General features: G+C 48.7%; 16 protein-coding genes, 1 pseudogene and 1 other annotated feature. Of the genes and pseudogenes, 1 reads left to right on the top strand and 16 read right to left on the bottom strand.

The features are described 5' to 3' along the window. Positions 1–4 precede the first annotated feature (4 nt). The 3 genes from HP401_RS13860 to HP401_RS13850 form a co-directional block, all read right to left on the bottom strand. Positions 5–3,103, bottom strand: coding sequence for an efflux RND transporter permease subunit (locus HP401_RS13860; protein ID WP_173605403.1), 3,099 nt, complete (start codon positions 3,101–3,103; stop codon positions 5–7). Further along, the gene (locus tag HP401_RS13855) at positions 3,100–4,347 is read right to left on the bottom strand and encodes an efflux RND transporter periplasmic adaptor subunit (RefSeq protein ID WP_173605402.1); all 1,248 of its coding nucleotides are present in this window, start codon (positions 4,345–4,347) and stop codon (positions 3,100–3,102) included. The genes HP401_RS13860 and HP401_RS13855 overlap by 4 nt, the downstream gene beginning before the upstream one ends. Before the next feature lie 82 nt (positions 4,348–4,429). Continuing rightward, a complete protein-coding gene (locus HP401_RS13850; protein WP_217366078.1) occupies positions 4,430–4,999 on the bottom strand; it encodes a TetR/AcrR family transcriptional regulator in 570 nt (189 codons plus the stop codon). An 85-nt stretch (positions 5,000–5,084) separates the two neighbouring features. Here HP401_RS13850 and HP401_RS29895 point away from each other — a divergent pair. Beyond that, positions 5,085–5,156: pseudogene (locus tag HP401_RS29895) on the top strand (immunity protein Imm33 domain-containing protein); the annotation flags it as partial. A 68-nt stretch (positions 5,157–5,224) separates the two neighbouring features. On the opposite strand, the gene ileS reads toward HP401_RS29895, so the two are convergent. The 13 genes from ileS to HP401_RS13785 all read right to left on the bottom strand — a co-directional run bounded on the left by ileS (position 5,225) and on the right by HP401_RS13785 (position 19,108). Then, entirely contained in the window at positions 5,225–8,305 is a 3,081-nt protein-coding gene (ileS, locus tag HP401_RS13845) for an isoleucine--tRNA ligase (protein WP_173605446.1), read from the bottom strand. 69 nt (positions 8,306–8,374) lie between these two features. Next, positions 8,375–8,633, bottom strand: a binding site (T-box leader). Positions 8,634–8,688: 55 nt separating this feature from the next. After that, positions 8,689–9,894, bottom strand: a complete 1,206-nt coding sequence (locus HP401_RS13840; RefSeq protein WP_012685261.1) for an MFS transporter — start codon at positions 9,892–9,894, stop codon at positions 8,689–8,691. Positions 9,895–9,926: 32 nt separating this feature from the next. Beyond that, complete coding sequence (locus HP401_RS13835; RefSeq protein WP_173605400.1) at positions 9,927–10,490, bottom strand: thioredoxin family protein; 564 nt, start codon at positions 10,488–10,490, stop codon at positions 9,927–9,929. Positions 10,491–10,519: 29 nt separating this feature from the next. Next, positions 10,520–10,906: an IDEAL domain-containing protein gene (locus HP401_RS13830; RefSeq protein WP_064201213.1), complete on the bottom strand. Its 387-nt coding sequence runs from the start codon at positions 10,904–10,906 to the stop codon at positions 10,520–10,522. Positions 10,907–10,968: 62 nt separating this feature from the next. Continuing rightward, a complete protein-coding gene (locus HP401_RS13825; RefSeq protein WP_016741060.1) occupies positions 10,969–11,406 on the bottom strand; it encodes an RrF2 family transcriptional regulator in 438 nt (145 codons plus the stop codon). A gap of 234 nt (positions 11,407–11,640) precedes the next feature. Next, a complete protein-coding gene (locus HP401_RS13820) occupies positions 11,641–12,120 on the bottom strand; it encodes a GNAT family N-acetyltransferase (protein ID WP_173605399.1) in 480 nt (159 codons plus the stop codon). Positions 12,121–12,187: 67 nt separating this feature from the next. Next, on the bottom strand, positions 12,188–13,168 hold the full coding sequence (locus tag HP401_RS13815; protein WP_173605398.1) for a quinone oxidoreductase family protein: 981 nt from the start codon (positions 13,166–13,168) through the stop codon (positions 12,188–12,190). 32 nt (positions 13,169–13,200) lie between these two features. Beyond that, complete coding sequence (locus HP401_RS13810; protein ID WP_173605397.1) at positions 13,201–13,788, bottom strand: DUF1802 family protein; 588 nt, start codon at positions 13,786–13,788, stop codon at positions 13,201–13,203. A 41-nt stretch (positions 13,789–13,829) separates the two neighbouring features. Then, positions 13,830–14,888, bottom strand: a complete 1,059-nt coding sequence (nadR, locus tag HP401_RS13805) for a multifunctional transcriptional regulator/nicotinamide-nucleotide adenylyltransferase/ribosylnicotinamide kinase NadR (RefSeq protein ID WP_173605396.1) — start codon at positions 14,886–14,888, stop codon at positions 13,830–13,832. Next, positions 14,876–15,589 carry a nicotinamide riboside transporter PnuC gene (pnuC, locus tag HP401_RS13800; protein WP_173605395.1) on the bottom strand — a complete coding sequence of 238 codons (714 nt, stop codon included), beginning with the start codon at positions 15,587–15,589 and terminating at the stop codon, positions 14,876–14,878. Before pnuC ends, nadR begins: the two co-directional genes overlap by 13 nt. After that, on the bottom strand, positions 15,586–16,446 hold the full coding sequence (locus HP401_RS13795) for a TIGR02452 family protein (RefSeq protein WP_173605394.1): 861 nt from the start codon (positions 16,444–16,446) through the stop codon (positions 15,586–15,588). The genes pnuC and HP401_RS13795 overlap by 4 nt, the downstream gene beginning before the upstream one ends. A 24-nt stretch (positions 16,447–16,470) precedes the next feature. Next, positions 16,471–17,379 carry an NUDIX hydrolase gene (locus tag HP401_RS13790; protein ID WP_173605393.1) on the bottom strand — a complete coding sequence of 303 codons (909 nt, stop codon included), beginning with the start codon at positions 17,377–17,379 and terminating at the stop codon, positions 16,471–16,473. Positions 17,380–17,833: 454 nt separating this feature from the next. Continuing rightward, complete coding sequence (locus HP401_RS13785) at positions 17,834–19,108, bottom strand: cation:dicarboxylate symporter family transporter (RefSeq protein WP_087345042.1); 1,275 nt, start codon at positions 19,106–19,108, stop codon at positions 17,834–17,836. Positions 19,109–19,299: the final 191 nt, after the last annotated feature.

Below are 19,299 nucleotides of genomic sequence, written 5' to 3'. Positions count from 1 at the left end.
AAGCTCAGATTGTCAGTTGCTTCTGCGCTTCCTTTTTTACCCGCTTTTTCTCCTTCTGGATGGCTATGACTGTATAGAGAGAAGGAACGACAATCAGCGTAAGTAGCATCGAGAACAGTAAGCCAGAAATGATCGTAATGGCGAGCGGCTGAAACAGCACGCTTCCCGTAATCGCCATCGGTGACAGACCGGCTACTGCGGCAAAGGTCGTCAGTAAAATCGGGCGCAACCTTGCTTTCCCCGCCCTGATGACTGCATCGTTCAGAGAGACTCCTTGATGCCTCGCTTCCTCAATAAACTCGATTAGTACGATCCCGTTGCGAACGACGATACCCGCCAATGCGATAAAGCCTGCTACTGTCATGAATCCAATCGGTGTGGAAGTGATAAATAGCCCGATCAAGCTGCCCGCGATGGCGAGGTAGACTGTACTCATGACCAAGACAGGAATAGACAACGAGTTAAACTGCAGCACGATCAGCAAAAAGATGAGAAAGACCGCCACAATCGCAAGCACACCCAAATCGAGCAAAACTTCCGATTCCTCCTCTGTTTCACCTGTTACATTCCAGCCATACCCGTCTGGCAATTCCAATTGCCCCATTTTCGCTGTTATTTCGCTCATCGCGTCTGCAGCCGTCCGATCTCGGACATCACTCGTGATCGTGACACTACGGGACATATTGTAACGAGGAATACTCTGCATCGATAAATCCGGCTTCATTTCTGCAATTTGCGAAACCGGAATAAGCTGCCCACGTGCATTCGGAACCGAGAGTTGCGCGAAGACTTGCTCTGTCGTCATTCCCGGCTGATCGGCTACCAGCGTAATATCGATCAAGTTTCTCCCATTGTCAAATTGTCCCATTGGAATGCCTTGGCTGATCAAACGCAACGTTCTGGTCAAATCCGCTTCGTTGATCAGCTCCTTGTCCATCTTTTCTTGATTCACATGGAATTGAAGGGAGTACTGTTCATTTCCGAGCGTGTCGTTGATGTTGTACGTTCCTTTTGACTCCATGATGAGCTGCTTGATTTTCTCAGAGATCGCGTACAGCTGTTGCAGATCATCCCCATACACCCGAATTCCAACCGGGTTACCAGAATACATCCCCGCCTTTACGCTGTACGGAATGATGTTCGCTTCTGGATACATCCTCTTAAACTGCTCCGACCACGGCGCCAGCACCTTTCGCGCATCCATTTTGTGATTGTCAAAGGTAACGATCAATTGCGCTACATGTTCACCTGTACCAACCGGCGGTGCTGAGGGCATCATCTGTGGCGCATTGCCACCTACGAAAGATGAAACCTTTTGAATGTGTGCCTGTTTCGCAATCCATTGGGAAACACCCAGGGCAATTCGATCCGTTTCCTGTAAATTGCCGCCAATCGGCGTCGTTATATTCACAACCATCTGTGGCCTGTCATCATCAGGGAAAAGCTGAACAGGAACAACCGCAGCGAGTCCGTAGATAGCAGTGGCAATCAGTACTCCGCTCACTCCTGTTTTCAGCGGATGTTTCAACATGGCTTTCAGAACACGATCGCCATACCAATTCGTCAATGCATCGATTTGTTTGCCTAATAAGCCCGCTGGCTTACGGTAGTCCGTCTCTGCTTTGCTCCGTTTCTTGTTCCTTCGCTCGTTCCATTCCCGGTAAATCGGAATGATCGTAAGTGACATGAACATCGAGGCCGCCATCGTAAAAATGATAATGAGCGGTACCGGAAAAATAAACTGACCAGCATCACCAGGCAGAAACATGATCGGCCCAAACGCAGAGATGGTAGCAAGGGTAGCAGTGACAATGGAGATGGCCACTTCCTTCGTCCCGGCTACAGCAGCCGTGTACGGATCCTCGCCCAAAACAGATAATCTGCGCTCGATGTTGTCATTTACCACCACTGCGTCGTCTACCAAAATCCCGAGAACAATGATGAGCCCGAATACGGTCATTTGATTGAGCGTAATGCCAAAGAAGGGCAGAACCACCATCCCAGCTGCCAAAGAGATGGGGATCGCCAATGCAACCATCAAGGATGTCGTTACATTCAATCCAAGGATGCAAATAAAAAGTACGGCTATGATCGCAATGATCATTTCCAGATACAATTCGGAAAAAATACTGCCGATTCGATCCACTTGCAAAAACACAGGCTCTTTTTTCGCCCACGCTGGGAGACTCTTTTCCAACGTGGCAAGCTTCGTATCCACCGCTTTTTGCACAGCTGGAACATCGCTTCCCAGCTCAGCGTTGATGCTAATGGTCGCAGCAGGCTTCCCGTTGTAATAGGTTCGATACTCCACCCGTTTGGTACTGTCGGAAATGGTGGCAATATCCTTCAAATAGACGGGCATTCCTTCCTGCGTACGTGTCACGACTACCTTTTCAAAAGTCGCTACTTTATAGCTGACCGGTAATGTGAGCTGATATTTTCGCGTATCAATATTGACATCACCTAGGGGTGTTGTTTCGTTTTTCGTTTGGACAGCATGGATGACTTGCGCCCAGGAAATGCCGTATTGTTGCAGCTTCTGTGCATCGACCGCGACCTTTACTTCCTGCTCCGGCAGTCCTTGGATCGAAACATCGGATACGCCTGGCACGGTTCGAAGCTGATCCTTCCATAGATCAAGCATATCGCGTAATTGGAGGATTTCTTCAAAAGAGTTGGCTGTGATTTGAAAGGTCTGGATGAAGGTACGACTCATGTCATCATTGATGATGGGCTGCTCTGCTTCATCGGGTAAATCGGCCTCGGCATCCTTTACCTTTTTCCGTACATCTTCAAACACCGTTTTTGGTTCAACGTCATTCTCTGTTCGCACGTTGATAATGGATACACCGGATCGGGACTCCGAACTAATGGATTTGATTCCTTGCACCTCGTTGATTTTTTCTTCCAGCTTCTTCGTGACTGTCTGCTCCACCTTTTCAGGAGTCGCTCCCGGATACATGGTGGTAATGGTAGCCATGCTGACGATAATGTCTGGTTGCTCTTGCTTCGGAAGCGTAACCGAGATGAACATACCAATCAGCACGAGCATCGAAAAGAAAACGAGGGTGATTTTGCGCTTGTTAATGAAAAACTCGATCATGGCTGATTGCCTCCTTTCACGGTGACAGAGTCCCCGCCAAGTAAACGATCAGCACCTTTCGTAATCAACATGTCGCCTGCTTGCAAGCCAGCAGTAATTTCCAAATGATTGTCAACATACTGACCAATCGTGACAGTGGTCTTGATCGCTTTTCCATCCGCTAGCAAAAAAACGTAAGGCTCAGAACCACGGCTAAAAACGGTTTTGGCAGGGACAAAAATGCCTTTCTTTTGAGGCAAGGTTCGCTTTGCGCTGATGACTTGCCCTGCAAACCAATCTTTTTTGGTGTTATCAATGACGACTTCCACGCTAATCGTGCCCGTCTGCTCGTTCGTCGCCGGATAAATCGTCGTAACCTTTCCGATTCGTTTGTCTTCATACAAACGAATCTCGACCTCATCTCCCACCTTCCACGCTGAGATGCCCTTGTCCGGTACAGGCAAGACTGTTTTCAACTGTTGGATGTTGCCGATTCGATAGACAGGAGCCCCTGAACTTGCGAGTTGCCCAACATCAGCCATTTTCGCTAGCACTGTTCCTTGAATAGGTGCTTTCACTTCCGTTTTTGCCAAAGTAGCTGCAGCCTGATCGCGAGTGACCATCGCCCCTTGGTAGCTGGCATTTGTCGCACTGATATCCTCAGTCCGAGCGCCTTCTATCACTAGCGAATACGTCTCTTGCGCTTCTGCATAATCTTTATCTGCTAGTTCAAAGGCATTCTTGGCACTCTCAAATTCGGTTTCGGAGATCGCCCCATTTTTATAGAGCTGTTCCATGCGCTGATAGTCTTTCTGTGCTTGATCCCGAGAGATTTTCTTCGCTTCGACCGCTACTTTCGCTTGCTGAACTTCTTGTTCCCGCGCTCCGTTTTTTACTTTGGAAAGCTCGGCGCTCGCACCATGCATCTCAGCGTTTGCCAATGCCAACTGGAGAGAGTAGTCTGTAGCATTGAGGCGGGCGAGCACTTCTCCCTTCTTGACAACATCTCCTTCTTTGTATGGCAATGACTTGATTTCCCCGGCTACTTCAAAAGAAACAGTCGTCTCTTCGATAGGGGCAAGTGTCCCTGACAGTTCACTGCTCGATTGGAAGCTTTTCAGCTCGATCGGCTCCGCTTCCACAATTTTGGCCTCGGCTTGGACTTCGCTTTCCGTTGACGGCTTCATCTGATTGCAAGCCGTCCCAATCACTGCAAGGGAGATGATCAGCAACATCCCCACCACTTTTCTTCCCGTCTTATTCATGTAGGCCTCACTCCTATTGCTTTATAGAAAAGTATTACCGGAATGAATGTTCATTCCGTTTTGTTCAAAAGAAGGATCAGAATTAATGAATTCTGATCGCATCCCAGCAAGCTTCCTCTACACCGGCAAGCAATTCCGGGGTTTCTTCGATTTCGCCAGCCTTGATGCACTTGTTCAATGCGATGAATGCTCCGTCCATAATCGCAATCAATGCATCCGCTGGCAATGGACGGATAACCTTATTTTTTTGTCCCCGTTCAATGAATTCGCATAAAAATGTTCGCAGCTTCATGTATGCTTCACGGCTGGCTTCGTCCAGGTAGTGACCGTTTGTATGGGAATCCAGAAACAGCAAGGCGTTCAAATTCTTTTTGGCGTAGCGAATCACCTGATTCGCAATATGCCGAAATTGCTCGCGTAAGTCATCAGATGTGCGAGGATAACCATCATTGATTGTCTCAAGCAGCTCCCCCACACATTCTTGAAACAGCGTATTGACGAGCGCTTCTTTGTTTTCGAAATAACGATAGATGGTACCTGCACCGACCCCTGCTTTTTCGGAGATCATCGGAACGGTCGTCCCATCAAAACCGCGATCTACAAACAAAACGAGCGCTGCATCTAAGATTAATTCGCGCTTGGTTTCAGACAAGTTCATGACCCCTTTCGTGCGGAATGAATTTTCATTCTGGAGGAAATTATAGTATACATATTGCTAGGGTGTCAAATGGCACTTGCTTGGATTACCTGTTGGCTGGAGATTCTTGGTTGCCGGCGATTATGAGGATGTTTGGTTTGACCCAGAATTATTACAAAACAGCTAGAGAACCGGTGTAGTAACCATGTTCCCTAGCTGTTTCTTTATCCAACTGCTTCGTTACCCAATGTGCAAGCCAAATGTTTTGTCACCGAACGAAAATTTCTCCCTATCCGCTATTTTCGCAAAAGACACATCTGAAACGAGTACGCTCCCACGCAAAACATGATCAAAACGCTCTAATGCTGCTCGTAGCTCATCGTCCACATCCAGTGTAAGCTGGACACGTTTATCGATGGGCAAATCCAGCTTTTTGCGTACATCCTGAATGACGCGGATGACTTCACGAACCATGCCTTCTTGCTCAAGCTCTTCTGTCAGTGTCGTATTCAAGGCCACATGGAGCTGATAGCCGGATGCAGAAGCGAAGCCTTGCTTCCCTTGCTTTTCCACAAGCAGCTCATCTAGCGTAAGCCGCACACTCTCGCCTGCGACCTCCACATCCAAGTAGCCATTGTCCACTGCCTTCTGTGCGTCGGCTGCTTTTAATTCTTTTAAATACCCTTGGATTGGCCCAACGAGCTGGCCATACTTTTTCCCGGCTACCTTCAGGTTGAGCTTGAAATGATACGTCACAAAGCTGCTGTCGCTTTGCTCTACCCGAATGTTTTTGACATTGATCTCGTCTTCGATAATGCCAGCAAACCGCTCGAGGTTAAATGGCTGCTCCATCGTTACGATCAGCTCGGACAGAGGCTGTCTGGTCTTGAGTCCGGTTTCGTTGCGGACATTTCGCGCCAGCTCCACGATGTTTCGAGCCGTTTCCATGTCCCGCTCAAGGGTTTCGTCGATTGCTTCTGTGTTCACTTTCGGATAGTCAGTCAAATGAACACTGCCTTCTCCCCCCAGATTGCCATACAAATCTTCTGCGATCAGCGGCGCGTATGGTGCGATCATCTTCGCCAGTGTCAGCAACACTTCTCGCAGGGTCTGGTAAGCAGATACTTTGTCAGGCGTCATCCCGCTGCTCCAGAAACGATCCCGCGAACAACGGATGTACCAGTTACTCAACTCGTCGATGAACGCTTCGATATGCCCCGCCGGATTCATGAAATCGTAGGTTTCCAGACCTTTTACCACCTGCTGCAAGGTGGTATTCAAGCGGGAAAGTATCCAACGATCCAACTCGTTCACAGGTGGTTGCGCTGGATGCTCTTCTGACTTGAATGCATCGATCAAGGCGTATAACGAATAAAAATCATGCGTGCTATGGATCTTATCGATCACTTTGTACTTCGCCTCGGCGACGATCCTCTTGGAGAAGCGCTTACTGCTCCACGGCGCACTGTCAGACAAAAGCGCCCACCGGAACGCATCTGCACCGAACTCCTCGATTACCTCCCACGGATCGATCCCGTTTCCTTTGCTTTTAGACATCTTCTGACCGTGTTCATCCAAAACGTGACCAGTAGAGATGACCGCCTTGTAGGGTGCTTTTCCGTTATACAGGGTAGAGACTGCCAACAAACTGAAGAACCAGCCCCGCGTTTGATCGATTCCTTCCGAAATGATGTCGGCTGGGTACTGCTCCTCGAACACCTTTTCGTCTCCGAATGGATGATGGTATTGAGCAAACGGCATCGAACCACTGTCGAACCACACATCGATGACCTCAGGTGTCCGCTCCATCGTACCGCCGCAAGAGCAGCGCAGCTTCACCTCATCAACAAACGGCTTGTGCAGCTCCAGCTTCTCGTCGATTGGTGCCACAGATTTCTCACGCAACTCTTTTACACTGCCTGGTGCATATTCACTGCCACAATCCTGACAAAGCCATAGATTGAGCGGCGTCCCCCAATACCGGTTGCGGCTAATATTCCAGTCTACAAGCTCTTCGAGGAATTTCCCGAAGCGCCCTTCGCGCAAGTGGCCCGGATACCAGTCGATCTTGCTATTGTTTTCGATCAGCTGATCCTTGATCGCTGTCGTTTTGATGAACCAGCTCTCCATCGCATAGTAGAGCAGTGGCGATTTGCAGCGCCAGCAGAACGGATAGCTATGCTCGTAGCGCTCCTTGGAAAACAGCAGACCTCGATGTGACAAGTCTTTGACGATATCGACGTCGCAATCCTTCACGAACCGACCTGCGAAATCTGAGATTTGATCAGTATAACGGCCAGCCAAATTCACGACGTTCACGAAATCAAGTCCATGCTGACGGGTCGTGCGATAGTCATCCTCCCCATGCGCTGGCGCAGTATGCACGATGCCCGTTCCGCTCGTGTCACTGACATAGTCTGCATCGACGACGATATGCCCATGGTTTACCTTGATATAGCCAAAAGGCGGCTCATACGGAGTACCGACCAATTCTGCGCCTTTGTGCGTGGACAAAACCTCGTAGTCTTCCTTAAAGACTTTCTCCGCGAGATTTTTTGCTACGACGTACACTTCATCCTTGTGCTTGACCCGCACGTAATCGAGCTCTTTGTTAACAGCCAAAGCCACGTTGGCTGGAAGTGTCCATGGTGTCGTCGTCCACGCGAGGAAGTAGTCATCGCTTGTCTTGCTTTTGAATTTGACCGTCGCACTCAAGTCCTTCACGTCTTCATAGCCTTGCGCCACTTCATGGGAGCTGAGTGTCGTCTGGCAATCCGGGCAATACGGACTGACACGATACCCTTTGTACAGCAGCTCTTTTTTATGAATGTCAGAAAGAATGTGCCAGACGCTTTCGATGTAATCGTTGGTCAGCGTCACATATGGATGCTCCATATCCGTCCAATAGGCGATGCCTTCCGTCAGCTCACGCCATTGCTTTTCGTACTCGAATACGCTATTTTTGCACTCTTCGACGAACTTGGCCACCCCGTAGTTTTCGATCTCCTGCTTGCCGGAAATGCCAAGTCGCTTTTCCACCCCAAGCTCTACCGGAAGACCATGTGTATCCCAGCCTGCTTTGCGGACGACACGGTAGCCGGACATCGTTTTGTAGCGTCCGATAAAATCCTTGATGACCCGTCCGAGCACGTGACCGATATGCGGCTGTCCGTTGGCGGTCGGAGGACCTTCATAAAAGACGAAGTTTGGCATTCCCAGCCGATTGTCCATCGACTTGCGAAATGTATCGTCTTTCCTCCACTGTTCCAAAACGCGTAACTCTCGTGCCCTTGCTTTTTCTTTTACGTCTACTTTCCTCATCATGTACACTCCTTCTTCTGTAGTTTGCGTAGAAGTGTAGGTTCATAGAACGCAAAAAAATCCCGCCCCCTAAGGGACGAGATTTGATCTCGCGATACCACCCTTGTTCCGAAATCTTCATGCAAGCATGTCATTTCGGCACCTCTACTACGTACCATCATACGCGTCCCTTGTAACGGTGGGATTCCGGGTCAGCTTACTCCAAATGCTTCAGCTTTCCTTCTCGGAGAGGATTTTCGGCTAAGTCTTGAACGTTGGCTTTCAGCACCAGGGCCAACTCTCTGGGGAACAAGGGGATTAGCTTACTCTTTCTCGTCAATGAATTTGTTGGTGTTATTTTTGTTACTTTACTTTTTACACGGTTTTCTAAAAAATGTCAAGGGTTAGGCCACGACGCGCTTCACGCTGCGACGGCTTTCCACCTGCGACAAGAACAAGCTAAGAACCAGGATAATCGCGCCGAACAAATACGGTGCGTTCAAATGCACCCCGTATAATGTACCTGCCACTGCTGGGCCAAAAATATTCCCCAGACTCATATAGGCATTGTTCATCCCTGCTACGAAGCCCTGTTCATCCCCTGCTCGTTTGGAGATCAGCGTGTTGATCGCTGGACGCATAATCGACGTCAGGGTAAAGAAGAGAACCGTCATAATCAGCATATACCAGAAATTACCGGACAATAGCATCATCACCATCGAAACAGCAGACAAGAAGAACGTCACGTTAATGAGTTTTTTCTCGCCAAAACGAGTAATGAGCTTACCGATCAGCGCTGCCTGCACAATCGTACCAGCAAGTGCTCCCACTGTGATAATGATGGAAATATCACGTGGAGTATAAGCGAACTTTGCATCGACGAACAGCGGGAAGATAACTTCGAAGTTCGCCAAGCCAAACGTCATCGTAAAGACCAGCACCAGCATGATGAAGTACGACGATTGAAACGACTTGCCGAGTTGTAAGAAGATGTTTTCCTGTTTGTCTTTGGCGTTTCGTGACGCGAGCTGCTTCTCTTTCGGAAGAGATTCTGACAAGAAGAAGATGGAACCGAGTGTAGCTACCGCACCAACTGCCGCGGAAATGTAGAACGGCATACGCAAGCCAAGCTCTGCCAAAAATCCACCAATACCAGGCCCGATAACAAATCCGAGCGACATAGCAGCTCCGAGCATCCCCAGTCCTTTTCCGCGTTTATCCTCGGTCGTAATGTCAGCTACATACGCCAGCATGGATGGAATCATCGCTGCTGCCCCAATCCCGCCGATCAAACGAGAAAGGTAGAGCACCCATGTCTGTTCAGCCAAGGCAAAAACCAGGTTGGAGATCGTAAACAGGACGAGTCCCATTACAATCATGATTTTACGACCGTACTTATCTGACCATTCCCCCGCAATCGGAGAAAAAAGAAATTGAGTCACACCAAAAGCCGCCACCAGGTATCCAGCCGTCTCCCCACCCGCGCCGAACTCTTTAAGAAACTCGGGCAAAATCGGAATAATCAAGCCAATTCCCAGCATGGCAATAAACATGTTAATCATCAGGAAGAGAATCGGTCGCTCGCTATTCTCTTGTGCATTCATATTCATTTATCCAGTCCTATCCTTGTAGATTTTTCTTTTTAGCCTTGCAGCTTCGCTTTCACACTCTCAATCACCGTACGCCAAATAGCAGGGTCTGTTGAAATCTGTTGCTTAAAGTTGCGGTACAGCTCCTTTTGCTTTTCCTCAAAATCAGGAGCGTCAGCAGCCGGCAATCCAGCACGGGCAGTCGTAATCATTTCCTGCACTTCTGGAGAACGAGGTCCCCAAACTCTTGCCTCGTAACCATCCTGGTCGAGGAAAATAAAGATCGGAATCGCACGTGCTGTGCCATTGGTCAAGTACTGATCCATCAGCTCGAGATTTTCGTCACGGATGAGAAAGCGCAATTCGATGTTGCTTTCCTCGGCAATTCGCTGAATGACAGGAACACATAAGGAAGCATCCCCACACCAGTCTGCGGTCAGCACGACCCCTTTCCAATTGCGCTGGGAGAGATCCTTCCAGACAGCCAGATCCTCGTCAGTAAATGTGAGCTGATCGTACACGCGGGTCAGCTCTTCTTTATTGACGTTCATGCTTTCTGTGTACGCCGTAAAGCTCATTCCTTTTTCAAACCAACTGTTATGATTCACGACAGACATACTCCGTACTCCTCCTGTATAGTGAAAAATTATTGCTCCCAAATAGCAGAAGTCCCCAAGCGATTGCGAATGGAAGAGCTTCTTGTTTTGCGGGCTTCTTTCCCTGACTGTTTCATGGTGCTTGCCTTGGCAGTCAGGTCCATAAACCACTCTCTATCTTTGGTTGCGAGGGCGAGATCGATCAAATCATGCATATGCTCTTCATCATCAAAAGAGCCTACTGGAATGCGATCCATCCACTGTCTCGGAATCACCACCAGCTTGCCGATCGTCTCTTCGTTGTCGCATTGAACCACATATACTTTCGCGGTACCTCGCAATGAATCATCTGTTTCGACGAAGCCTTGAATTAACTCGCCGAATTTGGTTTTACCTAATACCCATTCTCCGACTTCCAATAACTCATCTCGATTCATTCTGGTGCACCTCCCAATTGTAACGGAAATCATTACAGTTTCCATGTTAAAAATTTGTAAGGTTACTGTTGCGAACTCTCCTGACATCCATGACGGACTTTATCTAATACGGTTTGGATCGTGATTTGTTCCAAATATTTTGTAAAGTACATCTCTGCTTCGGTAAAAATCTGATCCATAACTCCGTGCATATTCGCAGAAACCTGACACGCTTCTTGCGGATCTCCCGAACACCAGTGCGGCTTCAGCGTACCATTCGAGATCGAACGATATATCTCGGCCAAGGTGACCTCATTCGGGTCGCATGCGAGGATATAACCGCCGCCAATTCCCTCTTTTGTCTTCACAAATCCGTTCTTACGCAGAATGCTCATGATTTTGCGAATTCTGGCTGGATTCGTACATACATTTTTTGCGATGAGCTCACTGCTTGCCATATGCTCTGGGATATGAGCCAACAAAGCCAAGCTGTGAACAGCAATGGTAAATTCACTATTCACGTCACAGACGGCCTCCTTGCGAAGAGTACTGTAATATTAATTCGTACAGTTACGAATGTCAACAATTGTGTGGGGGCAAACTTTTTAAAAAGCCGGAGGCTTTCATTCTGCGGTGGTCGGGGGGAAGCGAAGGCACATGTTTTCCAGTCGCCTTTTTCCTCACTGCGTTCGGGCGGTCTCCTTCCAAACATGTACCTTCGCTTTTCGGACAGCTATTGCTTCTGCGGGGCTTTTTTAAATAAGTTTTTTTATAAAAAGGATTTCATCGCGGATTGGGATGCCATTGTCTGCGATAAGGGAGATTTCTGGTTTGATTTGCCGGGCCTTGTCCACAGCATGGATGTACAGCTCGTGAAACTGATAACCTCTTTTTTGGTAAAAGCCCATGGCGTTCAGGTTATCGTTGGTGGTGACGATCTTCATCCGGTGGCAGCCTTTTTCTTTGGCGGTCTGCTCTACTTGATTGAGAAGGGCGGTCCCGATTCCTTTGTTTTCGATCACACTGTCCAAGGAAATGATTTCACATTCCTGATCTTCGAGCACATAAGAAATAAATCCGTTGATTGCACCCTCTTCACCCATTACTGCGTAGCCGTCCAGCGCATCGCATTGGAAAACGCCACTGGAGATGACCATTTGCGGACTTCCCCAATGTTTGATGAAAAATTCAGTGATGACGTTTTTGTCCAGTTCACTTGTTGAAATCATCTGCATAGCATTCACCTCTCCAAAATGATAGAGAATAAGCCCTCGCTTTTGAGTCAGCAAGGGCTCCACATCGTTACGAACGCACATCCAGCAGTACTTTTCCTGTACTCGCCCTACTCTCTACCCACGCATGGGCACTTGCTGCTTCTTCCAATGCAAAATGCTTGCCGATCTTGATGTCAAGCTGTCCATTCGCCAAATAGTCCAAAACTTGCTTGGCAGTATCCTGTAACAAGTGTGGACGCAGCTTACGTGTCGTACCAAAGCTAAAGCCTAATACAGAGCGGCAGCTTGCGTGCAAATCGATTGTCTTGATCTGACCGATTTCACCGCTGGCATTGCCAAAATGGACGAGTCGGCCGTACCAAGCGAGGCACTCGAGACTACGCTCGCTCACCGTTCCAGAAATCGAGTCCAAAATGACATCGGCTCCCGCACCATCCGTCAGCACGCGTACACTCTCCACAAAATCTTCGCGATCATTGCAAATCACATGGTCGGCACCAGCTGACAAGGCAATTTCCGCCTTTGCTTCATTACCGACTGTCCCGATGACACGACCTGCTCCGAGCAGCTTGGCTAATTGAATCGCCGTCGTCCCGATTCCGCCTGCCGCAGCGTGTATCAGTACGGTTTCCCCTTTGGCAATGCGGGCAACCTTCGCCAGTAGCTGGTACGAAGTAAATGACACGACTGGGCAAGCGGCTGCTGTTTCCGTGCTGATTTGATCTGGCAGTGCAAAAGTCAAACACTCTTCCGCCACGATATACTCGGCGTATGATCCGTTGGCCGGAAACGCAATGACTCGTTGTCCCACCTTCAGGCTTTGCACCTCTGCCCCTACCTGTTCGATCACGCCAGTCGCATCGAGTCCCGGGATAAACGGCAGCTTGGCCGCTCCCTTTTTTCCATGCCTGGATTTGATATCGGCAAAATTGACACTGGTCATCTCGACGCGGATCAGGACTTGTGTAGATGACATGGTCGGCATCTCGACTTCCGCATATTTCATCGTCTCAGGCCCGCCTAATTCTGTTACCAAGATCGCTTTCATGAGAACCCTCCAGACAAGAGTGGAATGGAACGTCAGTTTTGCAGAATGGTCATGATCGCAGCTTTTTTCGCTGCGAACTCCTCGTCGGAAAGCACAGGCGTAAACGTAGCTCGCGGAATCTCCACCAATAGATCATGCCAAGATTTGCAGCCCTGATAAGCGACGTCAATCGGAATTTCTACCGGCTGCTCTAATCGATACATCCGCACGAACAAAATGTGCAGCGGCTGTTTTTTCTTCCAATGCAAGCGCACATCTGCAAAATTATCCGTCCAGATGTGGAAGGGCGATAGCGCGCGCAGCTTGGCTTCGTCCATCAGCTCTACATCGTCGGTTACTTCAGCAAAATATTCGATCGTCACGGTCTTCTTGTCCATTGTCCAGCCTTCAAGGGTCGCATCTAACAGATGTTGGTAGTCTACCTTTACCATGTCGCGCTTCTGGTGCTCATAGGTCGGATACAAATAAAATTGATTGTTTTCCAAGCGGAATTCTCGTGTTTCTTCGTATAACCCACCCTTGCGGATCGTGATGATCTGCTCACCTTCTCCAAGCGCTTTGACGGCGACTGCCCATTCCTTCAAGCTAAGGGGGGATAGCGGCTGTACGATCGACTGCATGCAGCACGGCTCCCTTCTACTGTCAGAATCGTTTGATGACTTTAGTCTAGCCCAATTCCAGCTCGTTGAGAAGTCGTCTTCAACAGTTGATCGACATGCTGCATAGCTCCTTGCAGTCTCTCGGCATAATTTCCTCGCAATGTCACGTACGTAATTCCCCGCTCGTCCAGCATCTGACGCAGCTTTTCGTGATTGTGCAGGCGCACTTGCTCTTCTCCGTGCACACGCAGTCCATCATCTACCCATGCGACATCTGGCTCCATCAATAGCCACAAATCATACGCTTGCTCTTTGGCAATCTGGTCAAGAACAGGGAAGGTTTGCCCGGTGTACAGTTCAGAGTAAAACTGGGTGACTATCGCTTCGGTATCGATAAACAAGAGCTTGTTGGCTTTCTGGAGCGCTTTGTATTCTTCCATTTTGTGACCATACGCGATGTGCGGGAAATACTCCGGTGTCAAAATCGTATCGCAGCCCCCAACCTCTTCGCAGATTGTGCGCCCATACTCCTCGACAAACACGGTGTTGTAGAGTTTCGCAAGGTAACAGGTCAAGGTCGATTTTCCGCAGCTCTCTGTCCCTACCACGACTACCTTTTTGACGAAATAGGGCTGAACAATAGCCGGGATGTGCTGCCAATGAGCGAAGACCCCTTCGTTGCGAATCTGGGTAGCGGAGATCGGTACTTGGCTGCGCGATTCATCGAGAATGATGTGCGCTGCCTCCGGGTATAAACGGCGAAAAATCGGATCATAAGCGGACTCAGAGCTGAAAACCAGATCAATTTTTTTCCCGATCTCGCGCTTGATGTCCGCTGCTCCCGCCTCCCAATCGTAGCTCTCGTCGCTATCCGCAAGATCCTCGACTGCAAGCACATGGACATTTTCCATGTCCTTAACCAGCGTGGACAGCCATCTCAACCGTACTTCATAGGGGATTGGTTTGATTCCTGCCTCCTCACACAGCTTTCGGTCGCGTGTGGGGCTGTGCGAGAGAACGACGTACAACTCGTCGCAGCGACAGGCGGCCCGTGTAATTGCGTATACATGTCCTTGATGCAGTGGCAAAAATTTGCCGCCAATGAAGCCTACGCCCCCCATGTCTGCTCCTCCCTTTGCTTGCGATACTGTCTTACCCAGTTCATCAAGCCGTAGATGGCATTCACCAAATAAGCGGACCACATGACCAGCATCGAGATATCGCTTCCGTCCTTCAAAAACGCTGCAAGCCACATGTAGATCGTGAACAAATCAATAATGATCCAGACCACCCATTGCTCGACCAAGCGCTTCACCATGAAAAGCATCGCGATAACGGAGAGAACAGCCGTCAAGGAATCAACAAAAGGCAAGGCCCCGCCCATTTGCTTCAATACAAACCCGTAGGCAATGGTTGCGATGATGCTCAAGATCGTCCACCAGATGCGTGCTCGGTTGGACAAAATCGCAATTTTGACGTCATTTTGTTTGACTTCGGACACGCGGTTTTTGCGCCACAGGTAGAGTCCTATGAATTGCATCGGCAAAAAATAGAGAAGATTCAGCATGACTTCGCCATAGTACTTTTGCCCATAGGCGACGAACGCGTACAAAACCACATTGATGATGCCCGGGTAGTAACTCCACGTCTTTCCTTTGGCGACGAGCACGACACTCAGCATCCCTGTCAGGGAGGCGATCAAGCCGATGAATGTATCATCCAGCGCGAAATACAAGTAGAGGGTAACGAGTGTAAACGAGATGAGCCAAATTTTTTCAAACCAATTCCAGTCTGCTAAAAAGCCGGTGCTTTTCGCATTCATGCGAATCTCTCCTTGAACGCTCGCAGGTTTTCCTGGCGCGCAGAATTGTCGTAGATGGCAAACACGATGTGGTCAAAAAGCTGTGCATACTGTTCCTCGATCAAAACAGTCGCAAAGTAATCTGCTACGTCCTCCGCTTTGTTGCGGAATACTCCGCAGCCGTACGCTCCCAAAATGATCGTCCGATGGTTGTGAATGGCTGCTGCCCGCAAAATTTTCCGGATGCGCTCCATCATGACAGGACCAATCTTTGCGATATTTTCAGGCTCTCGCTCACGAACAACCCCCGCATTTACAGCAGGCGCTGTAACAAAAGACAAGAGGTATGGATCAGGCAAAAGCTGATCGCTTTGATCGCGAAGCACGGGGACCCTCGGTGAATAAATCATGTAGTCGGAATAAAAGCAGGTTTTCAACTGGCGATGGTAGGTGTACATTTCCTGCATTTGCACGATGCAAGGATACAGACCAGAGGAACGCGCCAAGCTCTCTTCCTGCGCCTGACTTCCCCCTAGGAATCCTCCGCCCGGATTTTTGGCGGAAGCAAAATTCAAGCATACGGCATCTGCTCGTTTCTCAGAAACGACAAGGCGCTTGGCTGCATCCAGGCTGGATTCCGAGGTGACCTCGATCTTGGCACGCAGTTGTGCAGCTGTTGTTTGATGTGATGGCAGTTGTACTGTATCTGCAGCCAAATCATTTGGACGATACAAGACCGACTGGCTGATGGCAGCAGCGAGATTCTCCGTAATGCTCTTCTTTTCACCCGCTTTGTTTACGTAGTAGCCCTGCTCTATGATTTGCAGCGTCTCTTGCGCGATTCGTACGCGTACGCTTCGATTGTGTCCCTGATTCATTTTGATTTCCTCCCTGGTACGGGGCTACGTCTGATCCATCCATTCCGGGTTAAAGCGGAAATACTTGGATGGTCGGTGCCCTGCATGTTTTCGATATTGATTCGTTTCCACCACTTTGTCGGCTACCTTCCTGCGAAACGCCGCTGCCAACAGCTCACGTCCCAAAATCACTTCGTACACCTGTTGCAGATCGCTTAATGTGAACAGCTCCGGCATTAAGGCAAAGGCGATATCCGTGTATTCAATTTTGTTGCGCAATCGCTCCAGTGCGTATTGAATGATTTTGGCGTGATCAAATGCAAGATTGTTCGTCTCTACAATTTCGCGGGTCTCACGTATGGTGCGGCCCGTTACTGTTTTGGTAATTTTAATCGTGGCAGACAGTTCCTCTCTCTCATGTACAAGAAGCAGCTCCAGCCATTTTTCAGTAATGGAGCCGTCACTCGTCGCCGTCTTCGTTTCTTTTAGCCACCTGTCCTCGATGCGGTACCACTCCGCTTCCTCTGCATCATCCCCTGCCTGCAACTGTAAAGACGAGCTGTCTACCAAGGCCATGTACGACGTGCTAATAACCCATGTCCGTGGATCTCTGCCCGCATCGCCCCAGGTGTAGAGCTGCTCCAAGTAAATGTCGTCTACGTTTGTTTCCGTACGCAGCTCGCGTCTGGCCGCCTCCTCCAGACTCTCACCAGGTGTAACAAACCCACCTGGCAACGCCCATTGGCCGATATACGGATGCTCACCACGCTTCACGAGCAATATTTTCAACGACTTGGGCGAGAGCTTGCGGTAATTCTCTTCCAGCTCATCCATCACGGTGAATACCAGCATATCGACTGTCACAGACGGTCGCTCGAATTGGCTGACATCATAAGCTTCCAAGTACTCCTGTTCGGTTTGACCTTGTTTATTGACAGAAGGTTTATCTTTCATCCAATCGCCTCTTTTTGCTGCTGAGTTGTTGTTGTTTTTTTGTTATTAACAAAGTGTTATTATCAAGTTGTTGGTATCATATTACTCTTTCCTGTTTTTGGTGTCAACAAAAAATCCCCACTTTCAAGTAAGGAGTTTTATTTGTTGAAAACAGCCGCGTAGAAGAAGCGCATTTCCAGTCCAAGCGCCTCTGGAGCCCGCCCCAGTTCCGGAATAAATGGCGGGGAATTTCAGCTTCACTTATGGAATACCTCATTGAAGTTTCTACGTTTGAAGCGCTCCCGCCATTTATTCCGGAGCGGACAGTCTTCCCCCCTTGCGGGGCGGAGGCCGAAGCGTAGACTGGAAATGCGCTTCTTCCCACCACTCTAGCCACTTTTTAAAACAAAACAAAAAGCCCCCTGCCAGTTAAATTCACTGACAGGAGGCTTCTTCAAACTATTAATAGCTTAGATTAAGCAGCACTTGGATCGGCTTTTACTGCCTGAACATAATCGTCTGCTTTCTTTTTGTCGAACTGACCTTCCCAACGAGAGATCACGATTGCTGCCAACGCATTCCCTACTACGTTAACAACTGTACGAGCCATATCCATCAAACGGTCTACACCGGCGATGAAAGCAAGACCTTCTACTGGGAGACCTACAGAGCCAAGCGTAGCCAACAGTACTACGAACGATACTCCCGGTACACCAGCGATCCCTTTGGACGTAACCATCAGTACGAGCATCAGCGTGATCTGTGTGCTAATTGGCATGTGAATACCATACATTTGCGCAATGAACAGAGCAGCCAGTGCCTGGTACAGTGTGGAACCATCCAGGTTGAAGGAGTAGCCTGTCGGAATAACAAAAGACGCGATCGCCTTCGGACAGCCCATCTTCTCCATTTTTTCCATAATTTTAGGCAGTACAGTCTCGGAGCTGGAAGTAGAGTAAGCCAACAACAGCTCGTCCTTCAGTACACGCAGAAGGGAAGTGATTTTGATTCCGCTAATACGTGCGATGATGCCCAATACCACCAAGATGAAGAACAACATAGCAACGTGAACCAAAATAACCAGTTTCCCCAATGGAATCAAGGAAGACAAACCGAATTTGGAAACGGTAACACCAATCAGTGCAAAAACACCAAACGGAGCGAAACGCATGATGGTGTTCACAACCCAGAACATGGCGTCCGCGACTCCATTGAAAAAGTTGAGAACCGGCCTTCCCTTCTCCCCTGCTGCTGCGACACCAAGTCCAAACAGAACGGAGAAGAAAATAATCGCTAACATATCACCACGAGCAAGCGAATCAAAGATATTCGTTGGTACAATCTTAACAAATGTTTCCACCATACCGTGGCTTTGTGTTGCTTCTGCCGTGTCTACATACTTGTGGATATCAGTCTTGGTAAGGACTGTTCGATCCACGCCGACACCCGGTTGAAAGATATTGGCCGCCAAAAGACCAATGATAATGGCAATCGTGGTAACGATTTCAAAATACAGAATTGTCTTACCACCAATTTTGCCGAGCTTTTTCATGTCACCTACGCCTGCTACGCCCACAATAAGCGTGGCAACAACGATCGGAACGACAATCATTTTAATCAACCGGAGAAAAATATCACCGATAGGCTGTAAATAGGTCGCCACTGCCGGGTTGCCGTAAAAAATGGCACCCACCAGGATACCCAGAATGAGACCGACGACAATCTGCATCGCTAATCCAAACCGCTTCATTCCGACACCTCGCTATGAAAGAATAAGATGTGACTCTCAAGATGATATGCTTACACGTATCAAGCTTGAGTGGTATATAGGTGAGCATCATATCATGACTTTTTGTGTTTTCCCCTTTTTTGTATTCTTTTCATTTCTTTGTTTTTTCTGATATTTTCTATCAATTTCGCGATATGATTGGGCTCATTGTA

The organism is Brevibacillus sp. HB2.2, assembly GCF_013284275.1.
Lineage (GTDB): Bacteria > Bacillota > Bacilli > Brevibacillales > Brevibacillaceae > Brevibacillus > Brevibacillus brevis_D.
Note: the sequence above shows the minus strand (reverse complement) of the source record. Positions and strands in the feature narration are given on the sequence as shown.